The sequence below is a fragment of the Pseudomonas sp. VA159-2 genome (genome assembly GCF_024126635.1).
Classification (GTDB): Bacteria; Pseudomonadota; Gammaproteobacteria; order Pseudomonadales; family Pseudomonadaceae; genus Aquipseudomonas; species Aquipseudomonas muyukensis.
On sequence record NZ_JAMYBV010000027.1, the window covers coordinates 41,752 to 63,528 of the forward strand.

Genomic DNA, 21,777 nt, shown 5'->3' on the forward strand with positions numbered 1-21,777 from the left:
CGTTATGGCCCGTGGGGTTAACAAAGTCATTCTGGTCGGCACCTGCGGTCAGGATCCCGAAGTCCGCTACCTGCCCAACGGTAACGCCGTGACCAACCTGAGCCTGGCCACCAGCGAGCAGTGGACCGACAAGCAGTCGGGCCAGAAGGTCGAGCGTACCGAGTGGCACCGCGTCTCGCTGTTCGGCAAGGTCGCCGAGATCGCCGGCGAGTACCTGCGCAAAGGTTCGCAGTGCTACATCGAAGGCAAGCTGCAGACCCGCGAGTGGGAAAAGGACGGCATCAAGCGCTACACCACCGAGATCATCGTCGACATCAACGGCACCATGCAGCTGCTCGGCGGTCGTCCGCAGGGCCAGCAGCAGGGCGGTGACCCGTACAACCAGGGTGGCGGCAACTACAACCAAGGTGGCGGCCAGCAGCAACAGTACAACCAGGCTCCGCGTCAGCAGGCGCCACGCCCGCAGCAGGCGCCGCAGCGTCCTGCGCCACAGCAGCCGGCTCCGCAGCCAGCCGCTGACTTCGATAGCTTCGACGACGATATTCCGTTCTAAGTTGTATTGAGCGATACCTGTTTCGGCTCTCATCCAGAAAAGTATCAGCGCTCTGTAAAAGCCTCGCATCCTCAGGGATGCGAGGCTTTTTCTTTTCTCGCCGTAGGAAAATTCCGAGTCGTCTCGGGGTAGTTGAAATGGTCGTTTGGCACTAAGTAATGTTCACCTTCAACGCCAGTATTTACTACAAAACTCTCGGCAGAAATACAGCATGTTACGCATTCCTGTTAATTATCTTGCAATGTTTCAAGAAATATCTCGGGAGGAGTTCGGAATTAACTTCTCCACGCGCTAAGGGTATGCATTAGCGATATCAGGTAAACCCCTAGATACCCATTTGCGCCATGCTTTTCACGCGTTCGAGTGATTGCAAAGTGCCATTGATGGCATTAGGCTATTTGTCCGTTTGATCAACGGCTCACCGGATTGTGAGCTGAGTCAATAGAACTTTCCAGGTTCAGACATTCTGAGGCACCAGTTCCAGAATTCTCCTGCAAGTTCGAGCTGCGAGAAATGGATGTCCTACTCTTCGAAACTGACTGCGCGCTACCTTGATCTCGGCAAGAATGCCGTCTCGCCGGGTTCCTTCGGCGGTGAGGACGTGCGGTTCTCCACCGAGTTCGAAGCCCTCGAGGGCGAGCTGACCCGCGCCCAGTCGATCCATGCCAGCGGCCAGGTGGACTGGCTGAAGATCCTCGAGAACAGTGAAGCGCTGCTGCGCGACCAGTCCAAGGATCTGCGCGTGGCCTCCTGGCTCACCTGGGCCCTGTTCCAGCGTGAGTCCTACGCCGGCCTTCTGGCAGGCATCAGCTTGCTTCGAGAGCTGTGCGAGCAGCATTGGGACGACGTCCACCCTGCCAAGCCCCGTACGCGCTCCGCTGCCATCGGCTGGCTGGTGCCGCGCCTCGAACAGGCGCTGGGCGCCGACATCGCGATCAAGGAACAATTGCCGCTGTTCCAGCAGATGGTCGAGCAGCTCGGCGGCCTCGAGGCGGCGCTGTCGGCCCGGCTGGGCGACGATGCGCCCCTGCTGCTACCCATCTGCCGGTCATTGAAAGGCCAGGTCCAGCGCTCGGCCAGCAATGAACCGCAGCCTGGCGCGGTAGGTGCCATCGTTGCCCAGGTCAAGCAGGCGGCGACCCAGCTGTTCACGCCGGGCGAGCCGGTTGAGAACGAAAAGGACGCGAGCAAGGCCCTGCGGGCGCAGCAGGAGCAAGGCCGGCAGCTGTGCGTCTGGTGGCAGCGGCAGAAAGCCACCGACCTGCGGGCTTTGCGCCTGAACCGCACGTTGCTGTGGCTGCCCATCGAGGCGATGCCCGAGCGCAATGCCGAGAACGTCACGGCGTTGCGCGGCCTGCCCGCCGACAAGCTCAAGAGCTACAAGGAGCGGTTCGAGCAGGGACATTACGCCGACCTGCTGGTGGAGTTGGAAAACAGCGTGGCCAAGGCGCCGTTCTGGTTCGATGGCCAGCGCCTGGTCTGGGAGTGCTGCCAGGCACTGAGCGTCGAGGCCGGCATGCGCGAAGTGGAGATGAATTTCGCCTCGTTGCTGCAGCGCCTGCCCAGCGTGATCGAGTTGAAGTTCCACGACGGTACCCCGTTTGCCGACCCCGAGACCCGCGCCTGGATTGCCGCCCAGGTCATTCCCCACCTGCAGGCCGAGGTGAGCCAGCCGGTGGCCGAGCCCGGTGAGCGCCAGGCGCCCTGGGAGCAGGTCCTGGAGGCGGTCCTGCCGATCCTGCGCAAGGATGGCCTGAAGACCGCGGTACAGCAACTCAAGCAGCAGATGCAAGGCGCCCATGGAGGGCGCGAGCGCTTTTTCTGGCAGTTGAGCCAGGCGCGGCTCTGCTTCACGGCCAAGAAATACGAACTGGCCAAGACCCAGCTGGAAGCCCTCGACGAGCAACTGCGCCAATCCGGCGTGGATGCCTGGGAACCTGATCTGTCGCTGCAGGTGTTGCACCTGCTGCATACCTGTTGCGAGCTGCTACCGCAGAACCATGTGGTGCGCGAACGCAAGGACGAGATCTACCGCAGGCTGTGCTACCTCGATCTCGAAGTCGTACTCGAATAGGCCCAAGGGCCATAACCCTCAAGGAGAAAACCAATGGCCAAAGAAGGCTCGGTAGCCCCCAAGGAACGCATCAACGTCACCTTCAAACCCGCCACCGGCGGAGCTCAGGAAGAGATTGAACTGCCGTTGAAACTACTGGCGATCGGTGATTACACCCTGCGCGCCGACGATCGCAAGATCGAAGACCGCAAGCCGATCAGCATCGACAAGATGAACTTCGACGAAGTGCTGGCCAAGCAGGAACTGAGCATGACCCTGGCCGTGCCGAACCGCCTGCAGGAAGGCGCCGAAGGTGACGAGCTGGCGGTGAGCCTGCGGGTCAACACCATGAAGGACTTCAACCCGGCCAGCCTGGTCGAGCAAGTCCCGGAGCTGAAGAAGCTGATGGAGCTGCGTGAAGCCCTGGTCGCCCTGAAAGGCCCGTTGGGCAACGCCCCTGCCTTTCGCAAGGCCATCGAGGGTGTGCTGGCCGACAACGAGTCCCGCGAGCGCGTGCTCGGTGAACTGGGCCTGAACGCCCAGCCGGACGCCTGATCCCCATAGTCAAGGAAGCCTAATTGCCATGAGCACCGCCGCACAGCAACAGAGCGCCGAGAACAGCGAATTCAGCATTCTCGACAGCATCATCGCCGAAACCCGCTTGACCCCGGACGACGAAGCCTACGACATCGCCAAGCGCGGCGTGTCGGCCTTCATCGAAGAACTGCTCAAGCCGCAGAACGACGGTGAGCCGGTCAAGAAGGCGCTGGTCGACCGTATGATCGCCGAGATCGATGCCAAGCTCAGCCGCCAGATGGACGAGATCCTCCACCACCCGGACTTCCAGTCCATGGAGTCCGCTTGGCGCGGCCTGCAACTGCTGGTCGACCGCACCAACTTCCGCGAAAACATCAAGATCGAGATCCTCAACGTCTCCAAGCAAGACCTGCTGGACGACTTTGAAGACTCGCCGGAAGTGATGCAAGCTGGCCTGTACAAGCACATCTACACCGCTGAGTACGGTCAGTTCGGTGGCCAGCCGGTTGGTGCGGTGATCGCCAACTACTACCTGTCGCCAAGCTCGCCTGACGTAAAGCTGATGCAGTACGTCTCCAGCGTCGCCTGCATGTCCCACGCGCCGTTCATCGCCGCCGCCGGCCCGAAATTTTTCGGCCTGGAAAGCTTCACTGGCCTGCCGGACCTGAAAGATCTGAAGGATCACTTCGAAGGCCCGCAGTTCACCAAGTGGCAGAGCTTCCGCGAGTCCGAGGACGCGCGCTACATCGGCCTGACCGTGCCGCGTTTCCTCCTGCGCAACCCGTACGACCCGGAAGAGAACCCGGTCAAGTCGTTTGTCTACAAGGAAACCGTGGCCAACAGCCATGAGCACTACCTTTGGGGCAACACCGCATACGCCTTCGGCACCAAGCTGACCGACAGCTTCGCCAAGTTCCGCTGGTGCCCGAACATCATCGGCCCGCAGAGCGGTGGCGCGGTGGAAGACCTGCCGCTGCACCACTTCGAGAGCATGGGCGAGATCGAGACCAAGATCCCGACCGAAGTGCTGGTGTCCGACCGTCGCGAGTACGAGCTGGCCGAAGAGGGCTTCATCGCCCTGACCATGCGTAAAGGTAGCGACAACGCGGCGTTTTTCTCGGCCAACTCGGCGCAGAAACCGAAGTTCTTCGGCATCAGCGCAGAAGGCAAGACTGCCGAGCTGAACTACAAGCTGGGCACCCAACTGCCGTACATGATGATCGTCAACCGCCTGGCTCACTACATCAAGGTCCTGCAGCGCGAGCAGCTGGGCTCCTGGAAGGAACGCACCGACCTGGAGCTGGAACTGAACAAGTGGATCCGCCAGTACGTTGCCGACCAGGAGAACCCGAGCGCCGAAGTCCGTGGCCGCCGTCCGCTGCGCGCCGCCCAGGTGATCGTCAGCGACGTGGAAGGTGAGCCGGGCTGGTACCGCGTGAGCCTGAACGTGCGTCCGCACTTCAAGTACATGGGTGCCGACTTCACCCTGTCGCTGGTCGGCAAGCTGGACAAGGAGTAAGCGACGATGGGCAATGGCTACGGAAGCCTGTTCGAGCGCCTGAGCGGCGAAGCCGACCTGCGCGCCAACTGGCGGCGTGAAGACGCCGCGATGGCTTCCGTGGCCGCCCATCTGGCGAAGATGCTCAGCACCCGGGCCGGCAGCGTGCAGACGCTCGCTGACTACGGGCTGCCCGACCTCAATGACATGCGCCTGAGCCTGCACGACGCGCTCAGCCAGGCCCGCCGGGCCATCGAGTGCTTCATTGAGGCCTACGAACCGCGCATGTCCGATGTCACGGTGGTGTCTCGCCCGCGTGATCACGATCAGCTCAAGCTGGCTTTCAGCATCGAAGGCCAGCTTGAGGTGGACGGTATCAAGCGCCAGGTCAGTTTTGCCGCGCGCCTGGATGGCAGCGGGCAAGTCCGAGTCAGTCAAGGAGACTAGCGATGTCACGGCGCGCATAGCCTGAGATTTCCCCAACCCTTGCGCGGCAAGCGGCGGCCCTGCAGCTGGCCCGGCCCGCGCATGCGCAGTACCGGCCACGGGCGGTACCCGAGAGCAGAATTCAGGAGGAACGACAAATGTCCTTCAATTACTACTACCAAAGCGAGCTGACGGCACTGCGCCAGCTGGGGCGGCGTTTTGCCGAACGCAGCCCGGCGCTGGCGCCGTACCTCGGCCAGGCCGGGCGCGACCCGGACGTCGAGCGCCTGCTCGAAGGTTTTGCCTTCCTCACCGGCCGCCTGCGGCAGAAGCTCGACGACGAACTGCCCGAGCTGACCCACTCGTTGATGCACCTGCTGTGGCCGAACTACATGCGCCCGCTGCCGGCGTTCAGCATCCTGCAGTTCGACCCCCTGCGCCAGGCCGGCCCGGCCCTGCGGGTCGAACGCGACACCCCGGTGGAAGGGCGGCCGATCGATGGCGTGAGCTGCCGTTTCCGTACCTGCTACCCCACCGACGTACTGCCCTTGCGCCTGAGCGCGCTGAACTACTCGCTCAATGGCCAGGGCGCGCTGCTGAGCCTGCGCCTGGACATGAACTGCGACGGCAACCTCGGCGACGTGAAGCTCAGCAAGCTGCGCCTGCACCTGGCCGGCGAGCGCTACATCAGTCAGATGCTCTACCTGAGCCTGCTGCGCAGCCTGGCCGGCATCGAGCTGATGCCGTTGGACAGCCACGGCAAACCGATGCTCAACGCCAAGGGCGACCCGCTGCTGCTGCGCGCCCCAGCGGCCAAGGTGCACCCGGTGGGCTTCGCCGAAGAAGAAGCGCTGATCCCGTACCCGCTGAACACCTTCCGCGGCTACCGCTTCCTCCAGGAGTACTTCGCCTTCCAGGACAAGTTCTTGTTCGTCGACGTGACCGGCCTGGACGTGTTGCAGAGCCTGCCCGAAGAAACCCTCAAGCAGGTGCACGGCCTGGAGCTGCGCTTCGACATCCGCAAGGGCGAGGCCCAGCGCCTGCGCCCGACCCTGGACAACGTCAAGCTGTACTGCACGCCAATCGCCAACCTGTTCAAGCACGACGCGTTGCCGATCCGCCTGGACGGCAAGCAGGACGAATACCTGCTGCTGGCGGCCGAGCTCGACCCCGAGCATTGCGGGGTGTTCTCGGTCGACAGCGTGACCGGCTGGAGCCCGGGCGGCCTGGGCTACCAGAACTACGTGCCGTTCGAGTCGTTCGAGCACGACGCCAGCTTCGACGTGCCGGAGAACCGCCCGCACTACAGCATCCGCCAGCGCTCCTCGCTGCTGCACGACGGCCTCGACACCTACCTGAGCTTCGGCGTGCACCAGGCCGAGACCCACGAGACGCTGTCGATCGAGCTGACCTGCACCAACCAGAACCTGCCGCGACGCCTGAAGCTCGGCGACATCTGCATGCTCAGCGAAGAGACCCCGGAGTTCCTCACCTTCCGTAACATCACCCCGGTCACCGCCAGCTACGCGCCACCGCTGAACCGCGACTTCCTGTGGAAACTGATCAGCAACATGTCGCTGAACTACCTGTCGCTGGCCGACGTTGACGCGCTCAAGGTGATCCTCGAAACCTACGACCTGCCGCGTTACTACGACCAGCACGCGGAAAAGGTCAGCCGCCGCCTGCTCGGCGGGCTCAAGGCGATCCGCCATCAGCACGTCGACCGCCTGCACCGTGGCCTGCCACTGCGCGGCCTACGCACCGAGCTGACCATCGACCCTGAGGGCTACATCGGCGAGGGCGACCTGTTCGTCTTCGCCTCGGTGCTCAATGAATTCTTCGCGCTCTACGCCAGCCTCAACTCGTACCACGAGTTGCGGGTGAAAAGCACACAAGGGGAGGTGTACCAATGGACACCACGCATGGGCCTGCAACCGCTGCTGTAAGCCGGTTGAGCCGGAGCATCCGCGAGTACTCGCTGTTCCAGGCCGTGCTGCTGGTGATGGATCAGCTGCGCGAGGCCTACCCGTATCTCGAGGACGAGGAACTCTACGATCTGGTCGAGTTCCAGGCCAACCCCAGCCTGGGCTTCCCCGGCAGCGACGTCGACCGCATCGAGTTCTTCCACGAGCACGGCCAACTGCGCGCGCGCATGCGCTTCAACCTGATCGGCCTGGTCGGCTCCAGCTCGCCGCTGCCGGCGTTCTATGGCGAACAGGCGTTGGGCGACAACGAGGACGGCAACCCGACGCGGATGTTCCTCGACCTGTTCCACCACCGCCTGCAACGCCTGCTGCTGCCCATCTGGCGCAAGTACCGCTACCGCGCCAGTTTCGAGAGCGGCGCCCTGGACGGCTTCTCGTCGCACCTGTTCGCCCTGATCGGCCTGGGCGGCGACCAGATCCGCCAGGCCAAGGAGCTGAACTGGAAACGCCTGTTGCCGTACCTGGGTGTGCTCAGCCTGCGCGCCCACTCGGCGGCGCTGATCGAAGCCGTGCTGCGTTACTACTTCAAGCACGCCGACCTGGTCATCGAGCAGTGCCTGGAGCGGCGCGTCGACATCCTCGAAGAACAGTGCAACCGCCTGGGCCTGGCCAACAGCCTGCTGGGCGAAGACGCCGTACTCGGCGAGCGCGTGCGCGACCGCAGTGGCAAGTTCCGCATCCACATCACCCAGCTGGACTGGCAACGCTTTCACGAATTCCTGCCGATCGGTTTCGGCTACCAGCCGCTGTGCGCGCTGACCCGCTTCACCCTGCGCGACCCGCTGGACTACGACATCCGCCTGGAGCTGCGCCGCGAAGAGATCCGCGAGCTGCGCATCGGCGAACAGAACGTCTGCCACCTGGGTTGGACCAGCTGGCTGGGTCGCGAGCGCGCCGATGGCGTGGTGACCTTGGGAAGCAAAATTCATTAAGGACCAATGGCCATGATCAACGTAGACCTGCAACAACTTGTCCAGGCCCTGGACGCCGACAGCCGCCGCGACCTGGAACGCTCCGCCGAGCGCTGCGTCGCCCGCGGCGGCAGCAAGATCCTCGTCGAGGACCTGCTGCTGGGCCTGCTCGAACGCCCTGAAAGCCTGTTGCAGCGAGCGCTGCAGGACGCCGCGATCGATGCCGGTGAGCTCAGTGCCGCGCTGCAGCCGAATGTCGAGCACAGCGCCACCCGCAACCCGGTGTTCGCCCCGGAGCTGGTGCAGTGGCTGCAGGATGCGTTGCTGGTCTCCAACCTCGAGCTGGGCCAGAGCCAGGTCGACCAGGCGGCCTTGATTCTCGGCCTGCTGCGCAATCCGCTGCGTTACGCCGGCAGCCGCTACTACAAGCTGCTTGGCGGCTTGGACATCGAGCGCCTCAAGGGCTACGCCCTGGCCCAGCAACCCGCCGCACCCAAGATCGGCGGCGGGCCCCAGGGCGAATCGATACTCCAGCGCTTCACCCACAACCTCACCCAGCAGGCCCGTGACGGCAAGCTCGACCCGGTGCTGTGCCGCGACGCGTCGATCCGCCAGATGATCGATATCCTCGCCCGCCGCCGCAAGAACAACCCGATCGTGGTCGGCGAGGCCGGCGTGGGCAAGACCGCCGTGGTCGAAGGCCTTGCCGCGCGCATTGTCGCCGGCGAAGTGCCACCGGCCCTGCAAGGGGTCGACCTGCTGGCGCTGGACATGGGCCTGTTGCAGGCTGGCGCCAGCGTCAAGGGCGAGTTCGAGCGCCGCCTGAAGGGCGTAATCGACGAGGTCAAGGCCGCGCCGCGCCCAGTGATTTTGTTCATCGACGAAGCCCACACCCTGATCGGCGCCGGCGGCAACGCCGGTGGCTCCGACGCCGCCAACCTGCTCAAGCCGGCGCTGGCCCGTGGCGAGCTGCGCACAATCGCCGCTACCACCTGGGCCGAGTACAAGAAGTACTTCGAGAAAGACCCGGCCCTGGCCCGTCGTTTCCAGCCGGTGCAGTTGCTCGAACCGACCGTGGGCGAGGCGGTGACTATCCTGCGTGGCCTGGCCCAACTCTATGAGAAGAGCCACGGCATCTATCTACGTGACGACGCCGTGGTCGCCGCCGCCGAACTGTCGGCGCGCTACCTGACCGGCCGGCAGCTGCCGGACAAGGCAGTCGATGTGCTCGACACCGCCTGTGCCCGGGTGCGCATTAGCCTGGTCGCCGCCCCCGACAGCCTGGAACGCCTGCGCGCCGAACTGGCCGAGGGCGAGCGCCAGCGCAACGCCCTGCGCCGCGACGCCGAAGCGGGACTGGCCATCGACCAGGAAGCCTTCGAGCAGCTGGAGCTGCGCCTGGCCGAAGCCCACGACCAGGAGATCGAACTGGCCGCCCGCTGGGCCCGTCAGCGCGAGCTCGCCGAGCAGGTGCTGGAACTGCGCCAGCAAGTCGCCAACGCCCCTGCCGCAGCGGCCGCGCCAGCCGAAGGGGAGGAGAGTGGGCCGGTCGTCGAAGGTGAAAGCCGCGAGCAGCTGCAACAACGCCTGGCCGAGACCCACCAGGCCCTGCTCGACGCCCAGGCCGAAGAGCGCCTTGTCAGCGCCGAAGTGTGCCCGCGCCTGGTGGCCGAGGTGATCAGCGCCTGGACCGGCGTGCCGCTGAGCCAGCTGGCCCGCGAGCATAACGCCAAGGTGATCACCTTCGCCGACGACCTGCGTGCCCGCATCCGTGGCCAGGAGCAGGCTGTGCATGCGCTGAACCGCTCGATGCGCGCCACCGCCGCCGGCCTGAACAAACCCGACGCACCGGTGGGCGTGTTCCTGCTGGTCGGCCCCAGTGGCGTCGGCAAGACCGAGACCGCGCTGGCGCTGGCCGACCTGCTGTACGGCGGCGACCGTTTTATCACCACCATCAACATGTCCGAGTTCCAGGAGAAGCACACCGTCTCGCGCCTGATCGGCGCGCCGCCCGGCTACGTCGGTTACGGCGAGGGCGGCATGCTTACCGAGGCCGTGCGCCAGAAACCGTATTCGGTGGTGTTGCTGGACGAGGTGGAGAAGGCCGACCCTGACGTGCTCAACCTGTTTTACCAGATCTTCGACAAGGGCGTGGCCAACGACGGTGAAGGGCGCCAGATCGACTTCCGCAACACGCTGATCCTGATGACCTCGAACCTGGCCAGCGACCAGATCAGCGCCTTGTGCGAAAACGGTGAGCGCCCGGATGCCGAGTTGCTCGAACAGCACATCCGCCCGGTACTCAGCCGCCACTTCAAGCCGGCCCTGCTGGCGCGCATGCGCGTGGTGCCGTACTACCCGGTCGGCGGCCCGGTGCTGCGCGAGCTGATCGAGATCAAGCTGGGCCGCCTGGGCGAACGCCTGCAACGTCGGCAACTGGCGTTCAGCCACTGCCAGGCGCTGGTCGACCACCTGGCCGAGCGTTGCAGCCAGAGCGAAGCCGGCGCGCGCCTGATCGACCACCTGATCGACACCCACGTGCTGCCCAAGGTGGCCGACCGTCTGCTCGACGCCATGGCCAGCGGCGAGGCGATCAGCCGTGTGCACGCTACCCTCGACGCGGATGCCGGCGTGATCTGCGAGTTTGCCTGAGGTGGGCGTGATGTTCGCACACGTGCCGCACCCGCTGGCCTATGCCGAGACGCTGCTGGGCACCTTCACCGACCTGGCCCGGGCGGCGGACGACCAGTGCCTGTTGCAGGTGCTGGTGCAGGCCGTGGCCGGGCTCAGTGGCTGCCCGCTGGTGCAGGTGTACCTGCTCGACCCGACCCATACCCGGCTCGGGCTCGAAGCTGCCTGGCTCGACGGCAAGCTGCTGGCGCGCGACTGCTCCAGCCTGCCGGCCGACTACAACGGCGAGCAGCTGTTGCAGTTCGCCCTGTGCCAGAACCGTGTGGTGAACATCGCCGAACTCTCTGCCAGCCTGTTCGACACCAGCTTCCTGCCCTGTCAGGCCAGGCCCTGGCAGGCGCTGCTGGCGGTACCATTGGTGACGGCGCAGCAGCGCGTCGCCGGGGTGTTGCTGTGCGTGAACCGCGAGCGCGGCGCGCTGGAAGGGTTCGCCGATTCCCTGGGGCGCCTGGGCGGTTTCGCCATGGGCCAGCTGCAGCTGTTGCGACGGCTGCGCCAGCCCGGGCCACAACCCCTGGCGGCGAGCAGCACACCGGTCGCTGCCAGCAGCTACGGCCTGATCGGCCAGAGCCCGGCCATGCGTCAGACCTGCCAGATGATCAGCAAGGTCCTGCACAGTCCGTACACCGTATTGCTGCGTGGCGAAACCGGTACCGGCAAGGAACTGGTGGCCCGCGCCATCCACGACTACGGCCCACGCCGTTCGGGTGCCTTCGTGGTGCAGAACTGCGCGGCTTTCCCCGAGAGCCTGCTGGAAAGCGAGCTGTTCGGCTACCGCAAGGGCGCGTTCACCGGTGCCGAGCGTGACCGCCCGGGGCTGTTCGACGCCGCCGATCGCGGCACCCTGTTGCTCGACGAGATCGGCGACATGCCCCTGGCTCTGCAGGCCAAGTTGCTGCGTGTGTTGCAAGAGGGCGAGATCCGCCCCCTCGGGTCTAACGTCACCCACAAGATAGACGTGCGCATCATCGCCGCCACCCACCGCGACCTGGCGCAGATGGTCAGCGACGGTCTGTTCCGCGAAGACTTGTACTACCGTCTGGCACAGTTCCCCATCGAGTTGCCTGCGTTGCGCCAGCGTAGCGGGGATGTCATCACCCTGGCCCGGCATTTCTGCGACAAGGCCTGCACATTCCTTCAGCGCAGCCAGGTGGGCTGGTCCCAGGCCGCCCTCGACCATCTCGAGAGCTATGCCTTCCCCGGTAACGTGCGCGAACTCAAGGGTCTGGTGGAGCGTGCGGTGCTGCTGTGCGAGGGCGACGAACTGGAGATCGGCCACTTCTCGCTCAACCTGGCGGAGCCACCGCCGGACGACGGCGAGCTGAATCTGCGCGAACGCCTGGAAAAGGTTGAGCGCAGCCTGCTCCTCGACTGCCTGCGCAAACACGATGGTAACCAGACCCTGGCCGCCCGTGAGCTCGGGCTGCCGCGGCGCACCCTGCTGTACCGGCTCGGGCGCCTGAACATTCAGCTCGCCGATGGCGAGGGCTGAACGGCATGAGACCTACATCCTTTCATTTCACCCAAGGCTCGCCCGTGGCGGCGCATGCCTCATCCGTACATGGAGTCGTCCCGATGTTTCACCGTCACTGGCGGGGCACGTTGCTGGCCCTGGTTTGCGCGTTCGCCCTGGCCGGTTGTGCCGGCAACTACAAGTTCGACGATGACAGCTATCGCCCACTCGGCGATCCCCAGGCCCTCAACCGTGACAAGTGAGTACAAGGAGCTATGACCATGGAAGTGGTTTTCGAACTGCTCGATAAACGTCAGCACGGACGCGCCGACTCGCCGAGCAAGACCTTCGACCGTGCCGGTGGTGACATCGGTCGGGCCAAGGACTGTCATTGGTGCATCGACGACGACAAGCGGCACCTGTCCAGCCACCACGCCCATGTCTCGTTCGAGAACGGCGAGTTCTTTCTGACCGACACCAGCAGCAACGGTATTCGCCTGGCAAATAGCGGTGCTCAGTTGCGCAAGGGCGAGGCCTATCGCATCGAGCAGGGTGCGGTGTATCGCATGGGCGATATCGAAGTGCGCGCACGGCTGATTGACAGCGAACCGGGTTTGGATATCGGCCTGGGCATGCCGGGAGCTAACATCATTCCCGATGACGCCTTCCTCGGCCTGGACCCGATCACCGCGCTGGACCAGCAAGAGATTGCGCTGCGTCCGATGGATGAACTGGTGGCCATGACCATGCCCGAGCCACCTGCGCGTCAGCGCGCCGACTATGCACAGATCGATCACGAGAACTTGATCGTGCCGACCCTGGTGCCCGTGCTGACGCCTGAACCGACGCCCGCCCCGCCCCAGCGGGAACCTCGCGATGATGCCTTCTGGAAGCGTTTCGGCGCAGCCCTTGGCGTGGATCTGGACGACCTCGACGAGCAGGCCCGCGAAACGCTCGCGGTGCAGGCCGCCGGTCTGCTGCGCCATAGCATCGCCAGCCTGCAGCAGAGCCTGCGGACCCGCAGTGAGCTGAAGAATGAGTTGCGACTGTCCCTGACGACCCCGCAGGGCGCCAGCCGCAACCCGATCAAGGCGCCGCTGGAGGCCGATCAGGTACTCGGCGAGCTGCTCAAGCCCCGGCGTGGCGGCCAATTGACCGGCGAGCAGGCAGTGTCCCAGGCGTTTCGTGACTTGCAGGCACACCAGGTGGCCATGCTCGGAGCCAGCCGCCATGCCCTGCGCAGTACCCTGGAACACTTCGCTCCGGAGCAGTTGGTGCTGCAGTTCGAGCGCCAGGATCGCAAGCGCCTGTTCGGCAGCCGCTGGAAGTCCTATGTGCGCTATCACCAGGCCCTGGTCGGCAACGAGGACTGGAGCGAGCGCCTGTTGGCCAAGGACTTCACCCGCAACTACGAAGAGCAGGTACGCCTGATCGCTTCGCTCAACCACGACCCGCAAGGATGACCGCCATGACGCGCATTTCCCGCAGGCTGCTCGGTGCGACATGGGCCCTGGCCGCGCTGGCCTGGTTGGCCGGTTGCAGCGCCCTGTCGCCGTATTCGCACATGACCAAGCTCGACCTCACGCTGAACGCCACCGACCAGCTCAACCTGGACATCAATGGCCGCCCCTCGCCGGTAGTGGTGCGGCTGTTCGAGCTCAAGCACCCGGTGGCCTTCGAGAGCACCGACTTCTTCAGCCTTTACCAGAGTCCGAAAGAGTCCTTGTCTGCGGACCTGGTGGCCAGCGAGGAGCACGAACTGCGCCCGGGCCAGACCCTGAGCCTGAAGCTCAGCATCGATCCCGAGAGCCGCTTTGTCGGCATCCTGGCCGCCTACCGCGACCTCGACCAGGCGCAATGGCGTCGTGTGCAGGCGATCCGCATCGGCGAGCGGGTCACGGCGAACCTCTACCTGGACCAGGCGGGGATCCACAATGGCGTGCCCCCCGTGGCACAAGCGGGTGAGCGCCCATGAATGTGCACAAGGTAGTCTGGCAGGAGGGGATGCTGCTGCGTCCCCAGCATTTCCAGCACAACGACCGCTACTACGACAGCCAGATGAAGACTCGCACCCAGTTGCTGGGCACCTACACCTGGGGCTTCATCAACCTCGAGATCGACCTGCAGTTCCTCAACATGGGCAAGCTGGTGATCAGCCGTGCCGCCGGCATCCTGCCCGACGGCAGCCTGTTCGAGCTCGACGGCAGCAGCGAGCCGCTGGCCCTGGATGTGCCGCCGAATACGGGCGCCACGCCGATCTTCATGGCCTTGCCGCTGGTCACCGGCAATCACATCGAGGCACGCCGCCCCGAGCAGTCCGACGTACTGACCCGCTACACCACCTACGAGGTGGAGGTGTCCGACTCCAATGCCGGTGACGACAACAGCAGCCAGATCAACTGCGCGCGTCCCGACTTCCGCCTGCTGCTGGGCGAGCAACAGACCGACCAGGCCTACGTCAAGCTCAAGGTCTGCGAGATCCTCGACACCTCGCCCGACGGGGTCATCAGCCTCGATCCGGAGTTCGTGCCGACGTTCATCCGCACCCATTCGTCGGTGTACCTGCTGTCGTGCCTGAAGGAAGTCATCAGCATGCTGGCGCTGCGCGGCGACACCCTGGCCGAGCGTATCCGCTCCAACGGCAAGGTCGGCGGCGCCGAGGTCGGCGATTTCATGATGCTGCAACTGATCAACCGTACCGAGCTGCTGCTGCGCCATTACCTGAGCCTGGAGCAGGTGCACCCCGAGGAGCTGTACCGCACCTTCCTGATCATGCTCGGCGACCTGTCGACCTTCTCCAGTGATACCAAGCGCCCACGCCTGGACGCCCGCTATCAGCACAGCGACCAGGGGGCGAGCTTCCGCAAGCTGATGGAGTCGATCCGCCAGGTGCTGTCGATGGTGCTCGAACAGCATGCCATCGAGCTGGAGCTGCAGCAGCGCCAGTACGGCATCCTGGTGTCGCCGCTGCACGACCCGGGGCTGCTCACCACCGCCTCATTCGTGCTGGCGGCCAGCGCCAACTGCGAGTCCGAGGAACTGCGTCAGCGTCTGCCGTCGCACCTGAAGGTCGGCCCGGTGGAGCGCATCCGCCAACTGGTCAACCTGCACCTGCCCGGGCTCAAGGTCAAACCGCTGCCGGTGGCGCCGCGGCAGATCCCGTTCCACGCCAACAAGACCTATTTCATCGTCGAACTCGACGCCGCCGACCGCGCCAAGATGGACGGTTCCGGTGGCTTCGCCTTCCACGTCACCAGTGAGTTCTCCGATCTCGAACTGAAATTCTGGGCCATCAGGAACTGAGCATGAGCAAGGACATGGACACCCCTCAGGACGACAAGACCGTCCTGTTCAACCAGGATGGCTCGGCACCGGAAGGTCAGGCACTCACCGCACTGGGCGGATCGGCGCGGGCCGAGCCGCTCGAGCAGCGCATGGTCTACTCGGCGCGCCTGCCCTCCAGCGGCAGTTTCAGCGTCGGCCTCAACCCGCTGGTGGCCGCCGCCGGCGAGCTGCTGTCGGAAGTGGTGCGGCTCAAGCACAGCGAGACCAGCGAAGACCTGGCCACTCTCAAGGAGCGCCTGAGCGCCTGCATTCGCAGCTTCGAGACGCGCATTCACTACGAGGGCGTGGAAAGCAGCCAGATCACCGTGGCCCGCTACCTGCTGTGCACGGTGGTCGATGAAGCCGTGGTCACCACGCCGTGGGGCAACGAGAGCCAGTGGTCGCAGATGAGCCTGCTCAGCGCCTTCCACAACGAGACCTTCGGCGGCGAGAAGTTCTTCGCGGTGCTTGACCGCATGTCGAAGAACCCGGTCAAGCACCTGCCGATGCTCGAGCTGATGTACCTGTGCCTGTCGCTGGGGTTCGAGGGCAAGTACCGGGTGATCGACCGGGGCATGTCGGAGCTGGAAGGGATTCGCGATGCGCTGTTCCGGCAGATCCGCCAGTTGCGCGGCGACGTGCCGCGCGAACTGTCGCCGCGCTGGGAAGGCCTCGACCGTTCGCGCCACGGGCTGGTGCGCATCGTGCCGTGGTGGAGCGTGGCGCTATTCACCCTGGTGTGCCTGGTGGTGATGTATTCCGGTTTCGCCTGGGTGCTGGGAGAACAGCGCGCGACTGTCCTGCAACCTTTCCAGACGCATGAGCAGACCGCGACCCAAGCGCGGCCGTGACACAAGGACCCGTGATGAAGAATTTTTTCAAGAAAGTAGGCGCTTTCCTCGCCCGTACCTGGGTCTGGAGCCTGCTGCTGGTATTGGTCCTCGCCCTGCTGGTGTGGTTCGCCGGGCCGTTGCTGGCGGTGGCCGACAACAAGTTCTGGGAAGACGCCGCGGCGCGGCTGCTGACCATCAGCGTACTGTTCCTGCTGTGGGGCCTATGGATGGTGTTTGCCAGCTGGCGCGCCAACAACCGCAAGCAGGCGGAACTCGAGAGCGAGGACGGTCGCGAACGTCTGGAGCGCGAGGAGCGCAAGGAAGCGCAAGGCAAGGAGATCAAGGCCCGTTTCAAACATGCCTTGTCCACCCTCAAGCATTCGAGCCTGTACGGTGGCCGCAGCGAGCGCTGGCGCCGCGACCTGCCCTGGTACCTCGTGCTCGGCCCGCAGGGTGCGGGCAAAACCAGCCTGATCGACCATTCGGGTATTGAGTTCCCGATCAACGCGCTGGAGCGCAAGCTTGCCCGCGATCCCTCCAGCGGCGACTTCTGCGATTTCTATTTCGCCGAACAGGCCGTGCTGGTGGACACCGCCGGACGCTTCCTCAACCAGCCCGACAGCGAGATCGATGGCAGCGCCTGGCGTGTGCTGCTCGACCAGTTGCGCCTGCGCAGGCGCAACCGCCCGCTCAACGGCGTGGTGGTTACCGTGCCACTGGACACCTTGCTCGGCGGCGAGGCGGCTGTGGACGAGCTGGCGCAGAACGTCCGCTCGCGCCTGCAGGAGCTGCGCCAGCGCCTGCATGTCGAACTGCCGGTTTACCTGGTGCTGAGCAAGACCGACCGCCTGCAGGGCTTCGACGCCTTCTTCGACCAGCAGTCGCGCGAAGAGAACGAACAGGTGTTCGGCGTCACCTTCGGCAAGGGTCAGAGCGGCGCCGACACCGAGCTGTTGGCCAAGGAGTTCCAGGGCCTGCTGCAACGCCTGGGCGACCAGGTCACCCAGCGCATGCACCATGAGCGTAATACCTTGCGCCGTGCGCGGATCCTCGACTTCCCGCACCAGTTGGGGCGCATCGGCGACCAGCTGTGCCTGTTCGTCGACGCGGCCTTTACCGGCAACCGCTACCAGCGCGCCAGCCAGCTGCGTGGTTTCTATCTGACCAGCGCACCGCACCAGGCACCGCGGGTGGACAGTGACAACGGCTTCCATCCAGGCGCAGCGGGTCGCAGCGCGCCGCAGGGGCGCTCGCGCTTCATCCTGCAGCTGTTCAGCCGGGTGATCTTCCCCGAGTACGACCTGGCCGGCCTCGACCAGCGCGAACGCCGGCGTATCCACTGGGGGCAGCGCGCCGTCTACCTTGGAGCTCTGGGGGCGCTGGCGCTGTTCGGTGTGCTGTGGGCCGGCAGCTTCTCCGGCAACCATGAACGCCTGGAGCAGGTGCGTGAGCTGGGCCGTCAGTGGCAGCGCCAGCATCTCGGCCTGGGCCCGCGCGATGATGCCCTCGCCGCGCTCAAACCGCTGGACAGCGCCTGGCAGGCCGCGCAGGTCTTCCCGGCCAGCGGCGATGTCGCGTGGTTGCAGCGCGGTGGGTTGTACCAGGGCGTGCCGAGCAACGAAGTGCTGCAACCGGCCTATCAGCGCGAACTGGAGACCGTTCTGCTGCCACGGGTGGCGCAGATGGTCGAAGGACAGATCCGCAGCAACCTGAAGAACCGTGAGCGCCTGCTCAACAGCCTGCGCGCCTACCTGATGCTGGGCCTGCCCGAGCGTCGCGATCAGGCCTGGCTCAAGGACTGGGTGGCGGTCGGCTGGTCGCAGCGCTACAACGGCAATACCGCCGTGCAGGAAGGGCTGAACGCGCACTTCACTCGCCTGCTTGAGCAACCGTTTGCCTACCCGCTCAACGACGCCCTGGTGGCCCAGGCGCGCCAGGTGCTGCGTGCCGAGTCGCTGGCCAGCGTGGTGTACCGGGTGCTGCGCGAGCAGGCCCGTAGTCTGCCGGAGTACCGCCTGAGCCAGCAGCTCGGGCCACAGGCCAGCCAGTTCGTCGGCATCGACTATCCGATCCCCGGCTTCTACACCTCACAGGGCTACCAGCAGTACTTCTCGGTGCAGGGTAGCAACCTGGTCAACGACATCCTGCGCGACAACTGGGTGCTGGGCGAGGGCAGCGGTATCAGCGACATGGACATGCGCCGCCTGATGGTCGAACTGGAGCAGCTGTATTTCCGCGACTACGCCAACTACTGGGGCGAGGCGGTCAACCAGGTCGGCCTTATACCGTTCAGCGACGCCGGCGAGGGCGCCGACCAGCTGTCTGCGCTGACCGCCGCCAACTCGCCGCTGCTGCTGTTGCTCACCGAGGTGCGGGAGAACACCCGCTTCCCGGTGCTGGCCGAAGGCGCCGATGAGGGCAACCCAGCGGCCGAGGCCGCCGCCGGCAAGGTTGCGGCCAAGAAGCTTGGCAAGGGCGGTGCGGCCGTTGCCGGTGTGGTCGCCGACAAGGCACGTGATGCCCTGGCGAAGAAACCGCTGCCCGACACCGCGCGCATGGCCCTGCAGCGGCGCTTTGAACCGCTGCACCGCCTGCTCGACGACAACAACGGCCCGGGCCCCGACCTGGCGCCGACGATGCAGGCGCTTAACGACCTGCAGCAGCAGCTCGCCAGTCTGGCCCGTTCCAACCAGGCCGAAGAGGCTTCGTACCAGATGGCCAAGACCCGCATGTCGGGGCAACGTGACGCCCTGAGCAGCCTGCGCAACGGTACCGTGCGCCTGCCGCGCCCGGTGGCCGGCTGGTTCAACCTGCTGTCCGACGACATCTGGCGCATGGCTCTCAACGACACCTACAGCTACCTCAACCAGCGCTATCAGAGCGAGCTGTACAGCTTCTACGGCCGCGCCATCGAGTCGCGCTACCCGTTCAACGCCCATGGCACCAGTGATGTGGCGATCAGCGATTTCCGCGACTTCTTCAAGGCGCAGGGCGTGGCGGACCGCTTCTTCGACACTTACATGCGGCCCTTCGTCAGCGGCGAACCGGGCAGCTATCGCCTGCGCAGCCTGGACGGCCAGAGCCTGCCGATGACCAAGGCGTTCCTCGACCAGATGAGCGCAGCGCAGACCATCCGCCAGAGCTTCTTCGCGCAGAACCCCGATGAGCCGCAGGTGCAGTTCAAGCTCGAGCCGTACACCCTCGATCCATCGGTGAGCCGCGCCGAGTTCCGCTTCGGCGACACGGTGATCAACTACCGCCACGGCCCGATCGTCTCCACCAGCCTGAAATGGCCGACCGAAGCCCAGGACGGCAACAGCAGCCTGACCCTGGAGCAGCTCAACGGCCGCCCCATGGCGCTGGAGAAGAACGGTGGCCCGTGGTCGCTGTTCCGCCTGCTCGATCTGATGCAGACCGAGTACCTCAAGGGCCGCGACACCATGGTGCTCAAGGCCAATGTCGGCGGCATGCGCGCCAACTACCTGCTGACCAGCCAGCGCGCGCCGAACCCGTTCGACATGAACGTGCTACGCGGCTTCCGCCTGCCAGGGGAGCTGTGATGTTGCCCGTCACCCCCTGGCGCAGTGCTGCGCGCACCGATCCGGGCAAGGTCCGCGCGCGCAACGAGGATGCTTTTCTCGACTCCCCGCAACAGGGGCTGTGGGCAGTCGCCGACGGCATGGGAGGTCACGAGGCTGGCGATATCGCCAGCCAGATGATCGTCGGGAGCCTGGCCGAGCTGCCGCTCAGCAGCAGCTTTGACGAGCGGGTGGTTGCGGTACGTCAGTGCCTGCACTGGATCAACCGCAGGCTCGGTCAGGAACTGACGGTGAATGTCGAAGGCCAGGCCCGGATCATCGGCAGCACCGTTGTGACCTTGCTACTCGAAGGCCGGCGCGGCGCATGCGTATGGGCCGGTGACAGCCGCTGCTACCTGTGGCGCGGCCAGCGCCTGTATCAGCTGACCCGCGACCATTCGTTACAACAGCAGTTGATCGACCAGGAGCGCATGAGTGCCGAGCAGGCGCGCGGACACCCGTCGGCGCGTGCGTTGACCCGAGCCGTCGGCGCCAGCGCCAGCCTCACCCTGGAAGTGCTGGAGTTCGAAGCGCAACCGGGCGATGTGTACCTGCTGTGCAGCGATGGGCTCTACGACGGCCTGGAGAGCGGTGGGCTGGGGCACGCCCTGGACCTGGCGTCGCCCGGCGAGGCTCTGCAGCGCCTGTTCGATGCCGCCCTGGGCGGCTCGGCGAAAGACAACCTGACGGCAGTGGTGATCCATCGATGAAGCCTGGCAGCGCAGATGTCCTGGACATGCTCGATGTGCTCGAGCAAGGCAGTGATTCAACGTATTTCGCCTTCACTCAGGCTGGCGAGGCCGAAGCTGCACGCCCCGCGCCTGGCAAGGGGCGCCGCAAGCGCCGCGGCAAGGGCCGGGCACAGCCCGCCGTGCAGCCGCCGGGTGGCGCCGTGGCCAAGGAGCTGCCGCCGTTGCCTGAAGTGCTGGCCGGGCGCTACCGCCTGGAGCGTCTGCTCGGCGCCGGTGGCATGGGACAGGTGTACCGTGCCCGTGACCTGCTGCAGGAGCGCTTCGGTGATCCACAACCGCTGCTCGCGGTGAAACTGATGAGCGACCAACTGGCCACGGCCCCGGATGCCAATGCGCTGCTATTCAACGAATACGCCCTGACCAGCCGCCTGCGACACCCCAACCTGGTGCGTCTGCAGGGATTTGCCATCGATCCGCAGACTGATCGAGGCTACATCACGATGGAGCTGATGCGCGGTACCTCGCTTGATCGCCTGCTCTGTGACCAGCCGCTGGGCCTGGCCTGGGCGCAGGTCCGCGAGATCGCCGTGCCGCTGCTCGACGCGCTGGCCTGCGTGCATGCTCAGGGCGTGGTGCATGGCGACCTCAAACCCAGCAACGTGATGCTTACCGATGATGGCCTGCGGTTGTTCGACTTCGGTCTGGGCATGGCCCAGGACGGCCCGTTGGCCGGTCTGCCGCACTTGAGTCATGGCCGCTTCGAGGCCTGGACGCCGGCCTATGCCGCCCCCGAGTTGTACGAGGGGCGGGCGCCGGGCATTGCCAGTGACCTGTATGCAGTGGCGTGTGTGTTGTTTGAGCTGATGACCGGCCGGCACCCGTTCGACCGAGTGCCGTCGCGCAAGGCCCGTGACCAGGGCATGCAGCTTGTGGCCAAGGCCCCGGCACGGGTGCCGGGCAAGGCCTGGGCCGCACTGCGCAAGGCCCTGGCCTTTGACCCCGACCAGCGTTGCATCGATGCAGGTCAACTGCGCGATGCTTTCGCTGCCCGGGGCTGGTGGGGCAGGTTCTGGCGATGATCTTCCGCGCTTGCCTATCCGGTCACGGTCGTTCTACCACTGAATTTACTTGAACAGAGGGACAGGGATGTTTGCCGCCGCGAACCAGACCCATTTCAGCCTGCACATCGACGGCCTGGAGCACGACTTCCAGGTCCTCGCCTTCGACGGCAAGGAAGCCATCA

The 21,777-nt window shown here is 65.2% G+C and carries 17 protein-coding genes; all 17 read left to right on the forward strand.

Translation table 11 applies throughout. The features are described from left to right. Nucleotides 1–4: 4 nt before the first annotated feature. The 17 genes from NJG22_RS20880 to NJG22_RS20960 all read left to right on the forward strand — a co-directional run bounded on the left by NJG22_RS20880 (nt 5) and on the right by NJG22_RS20960 (nt 21,613). The gene (locus tag NJG22_RS20880; protein WP_186662108.1) at nt 5–553 is read left to right on the forward strand and encodes a single-stranded DNA-binding protein; all 549 of its coding nucleotides are present in this window, start codon (nt 5–7) and stop codon (nt 551–553) included. A gap of 517 nt (nt 554–1,070) precedes the next feature. Further along, a complete protein-coding gene (tssA, locus tag NJG22_RS20885; protein WP_253097386.1) occupies nt 1,071–2,627 on the forward strand; it encodes a type VI secretion system protein TssA in 1,557 nt (518 codons plus the stop codon). Between the two features lie 33 nt (nt 2,628–2,660). Then, nucleotides 2,661–3,161: a type VI secretion system contractile sheath small subunit gene (gene tssB, locus NJG22_RS20890; RefSeq protein WP_110996291.1), complete on the forward strand. Its 501-nt coding sequence runs from the start codon at nt 2,661–2,663 to the stop codon at nt 3,159–3,161. Nucleotides 3,162–3,189: 28 nt separating this feature from the next. After that, nucleotides 3,190–4,662: a type VI secretion system contractile sheath large subunit gene (gene tssC, locus NJG22_RS20895; RefSeq protein WP_253097388.1), complete on the forward strand. Its 1,473-nt coding sequence runs from the start codon at nt 3,190–3,192 to the stop codon at nt 4,660–4,662. 6 nt (nt 4,663–4,668) lie between these two features. After that, nucleotides 4,669–5,088: a type VI secretion system baseplate subunit TssE gene (tssE, locus tag NJG22_RS20900; RefSeq protein WP_253097395.1), complete on the forward strand. Its 420-nt coding sequence runs from the start codon at nt 4,669–4,671 to the stop codon at nt 5,086–5,088. Between the two features lie 137 nt (nt 5,089–5,225). Beyond that, nucleotides 5,226–7,013, forward strand: a complete 1,788-nt coding sequence (gene tssF, locus NJG22_RS20905; protein ID WP_253097398.1) for a type VI secretion system baseplate subunit TssF — start codon at nt 5,226–5,228, stop codon at nt 7,011–7,013. Further along, nucleotides 6,977–7,984: a type VI secretion system baseplate subunit TssG gene (gene tssG / locus NJG22_RS20910; protein ID WP_253097399.1), complete on the forward strand. Its 1,008-nt coding sequence runs from the start codon at nt 6,977–6,979 to the stop codon at nt 7,982–7,984. Before tssF ends, tssG begins: the two co-directional genes overlap by 37 nt. A gap of 6 nt (nt 7,985–7,990) precedes the next feature. After that, nucleotides 7,991–10,615 (forward strand): type VI secretion system ATPase TssH, encoded by a 2,625-nt coding sequence (gene tssH, locus NJG22_RS20915; RefSeq protein WP_253097401.1) that lies wholly within the window; start codon nt 7,991–7,993, stop codon nt 10,613–10,615. Between the two features lie 10 nt (nt 10,616–10,625). Then, nucleotides 10,626–12,146 carry a sigma 54-interacting transcriptional regulator gene (locus NJG22_RS20920; protein ID WP_253097403.1) on the forward strand — a complete coding sequence of 507 codons (1,521 nt, stop codon included), beginning with the start codon at nt 10,626–10,628 and terminating at the stop codon, nt 12,144–12,146. An 83-nt stretch (nt 12,147–12,229) separates the two neighbouring features. Then, a complete protein-coding gene (locus tag NJG22_RS20925) occupies nt 12,230–12,370 on the forward strand; it encodes a YgdI/YgdR family lipoprotein (protein ID WP_253097405.1) in 141 nt (46 codons plus the stop codon). An 18-nt stretch (nt 12,371–12,388) separates the two neighbouring features. Then, nucleotides 12,389–13,570 carry a type VI secretion system-associated FHA domain protein TagH gene (gene tagH / locus NJG22_RS20930; RefSeq protein WP_253097407.1) on the forward strand — a complete coding sequence of 394 codons (1,182 nt, stop codon included), beginning with the start codon at nt 12,389–12,391 and terminating at the stop codon, nt 13,568–13,570. A 5-nt stretch (nt 13,571–13,575) separates the two neighbouring features. After that, the gene (gene tssJ / locus NJG22_RS20935; protein WP_253097409.1) at nt 13,576–14,082 is read left to right on the forward strand and encodes a type VI secretion system lipoprotein TssJ; all 507 of its coding nucleotides are present in this window, start codon (nt 13,576–13,578) and stop codon (nt 14,080–14,082) included. Continuing rightward, nucleotides 14,079–15,410: a type VI secretion system baseplate subunit TssK gene (tssK, locus tag NJG22_RS20940; RefSeq protein ID WP_253097411.1), complete on the forward strand. Its 1,332-nt coding sequence runs from the start codon at nt 14,079–14,081 to the stop codon at nt 15,408–15,410. Before tssJ ends, tssK begins: the two co-directional genes overlap by 4 nt. Before the next feature lie 2 nt (nt 15,411–15,412). Next, complete coding sequence (gene icmH / locus NJG22_RS20945) at nt 15,413–16,282, forward strand: type IVB secretion system protein IcmH/DotU (RefSeq protein WP_253097413.1); 870 nt, start codon at nt 15,413–15,415, stop codon at nt 16,280–16,282. 14 nt (nt 16,283–16,296) lie between these two features. After that, complete coding sequence (gene tssM / locus NJG22_RS20950; protein ID WP_253097414.1) at nt 16,297–19,824, forward strand: type VI secretion system membrane subunit TssM; 3,528 nt, start codon at nt 16,297–16,299, stop codon at nt 19,822–19,824. Continuing rightward, nucleotides 19,824–20,552: a PP2C family serine/threonine-protein phosphatase gene (locus tag NJG22_RS20955; protein WP_253097416.1), complete on the forward strand. Its 729-nt coding sequence runs from the start codon at nt 19,824–19,826 to the stop codon at nt 20,550–20,552. Before tssM ends, NJG22_RS20955 begins: the two co-directional genes overlap by 1 nt. Continuing rightward, nucleotides 20,549–21,613, forward strand: a complete 1,065-nt coding sequence (locus NJG22_RS20960; protein ID WP_253097418.1) for a serine/threonine-protein kinase — start codon at nt 20,549–20,551, stop codon at nt 21,611–21,613. Before NJG22_RS20955 ends, NJG22_RS20960 begins: the two co-directional genes overlap by 4 nt. Nucleotides 21,614–21,777 lie beyond the last annotated feature (164 nt).

Excerpts from the sequence above, each read along its gene's own strand:
- NJG22_RS20880 (WP_186662108.1), top strand. The coding sequence starts at position 5 with ATGGCCCGTGGGGTTAACAAAGTCATTCTGGTCGGCACCTGCGGTCAG.
- tssA (WP_253097386.1), top strand. The coding sequence starts at position 1,071 with ATGTCCTACTCTTCGAAACTGACTGCGCGCTACCTTGATCTCGGCAAG.
- tssB (WP_110996291.1), top strand. The coding sequence starts at position 2,661 with ATGGCCAAAGAAGGCTCGGTAGCCCCCAAGGAACGCATCAACGTCACC.
- tssC (WP_253097388.1), top strand. The coding sequence starts at position 3,190 with ATGAGCACCGCCGCACAGCAACAGAGCGCCGAGAACAGCGAATTCAGC.
- tssE (WP_253097395.1), top strand. The coding sequence starts at position 4,669 with ATGGGCAATGGCTACGGAAGCCTGTTCGAGCGCCTGAGCGGCGAAGCC.
- tssF (WP_253097398.1), top strand. The coding sequence starts at position 5,226 with ATGTCCTTCAATTACTACTACCAAAGCGAGCTGACGGCACTGCGCCAG.
- tssG (WP_253097399.1), top strand. The coding sequence starts at position 6,977 with ATGGACACCACGCATGGGCCTGCAACCGCTGCTGTAAGCCGGTTGAGC.
- tssH (WP_253097401.1), top strand. The coding sequence starts at position 7,991 with ATGGCCATGATCAACGTAGACCTGCAACAACTTGTCCAGGCCCTGGAC.
- NJG22_RS20920 (WP_253097403.1), top strand. The coding sequence starts at position 10,626 with ATGTTCGCACACGTGCCGCACCCGCTGGCCTATGCCGAGACGCTGCTG.
- NJG22_RS20925 (WP_253097405.1), top strand. The coding sequence starts at position 12,230 with ATGTTTCACCGTCACTGGCGGGGCACGTTGCTGGCCCTGGTTTGCGCG.
- tagH (WP_253097407.1), top strand. The coding sequence starts at position 12,389 with ATGGAAGTGGTTTTCGAACTGCTCGATAAACGTCAGCACGGACGCGCC.
- tssJ (WP_253097409.1), top strand. The coding sequence starts at position 13,576 with ATGACGCGCATTTCCCGCAGGCTGCTCGGTGCGACATGGGCCCTGGCC.
- tssK (WP_253097411.1), top strand. The coding sequence starts at position 14,079 with ATGAATGTGCACAAGGTAGTCTGGCAGGAGGGGATGCTGCTGCGTCCC.
- icmH (WP_253097413.1), top strand. The coding sequence starts at position 15,413 with ATGAGCAAGGACATGGACACCCCTCAGGACGACAAGACCGTCCTGTTC.
- tssM (WP_253097414.1), top strand. The coding sequence starts at position 16,297 with ATGAAGAATTTTTTCAAGAAAGTAGGCGCTTTCCTCGCCCGTACCTGG.
- NJG22_RS20955 (WP_253097416.1), top strand. The coding sequence starts at position 19,824 with ATGTTGCCCGTCACCCCCTGGCGCAGTGCTGCGCGCACCGATCCGGGC.
- NJG22_RS20960 (WP_253097418.1), top strand. The coding sequence starts at position 20,549 with ATGAAGCCTGGCAGCGCAGATGTCCTGGACATGCTCGATGTGCTCGAG.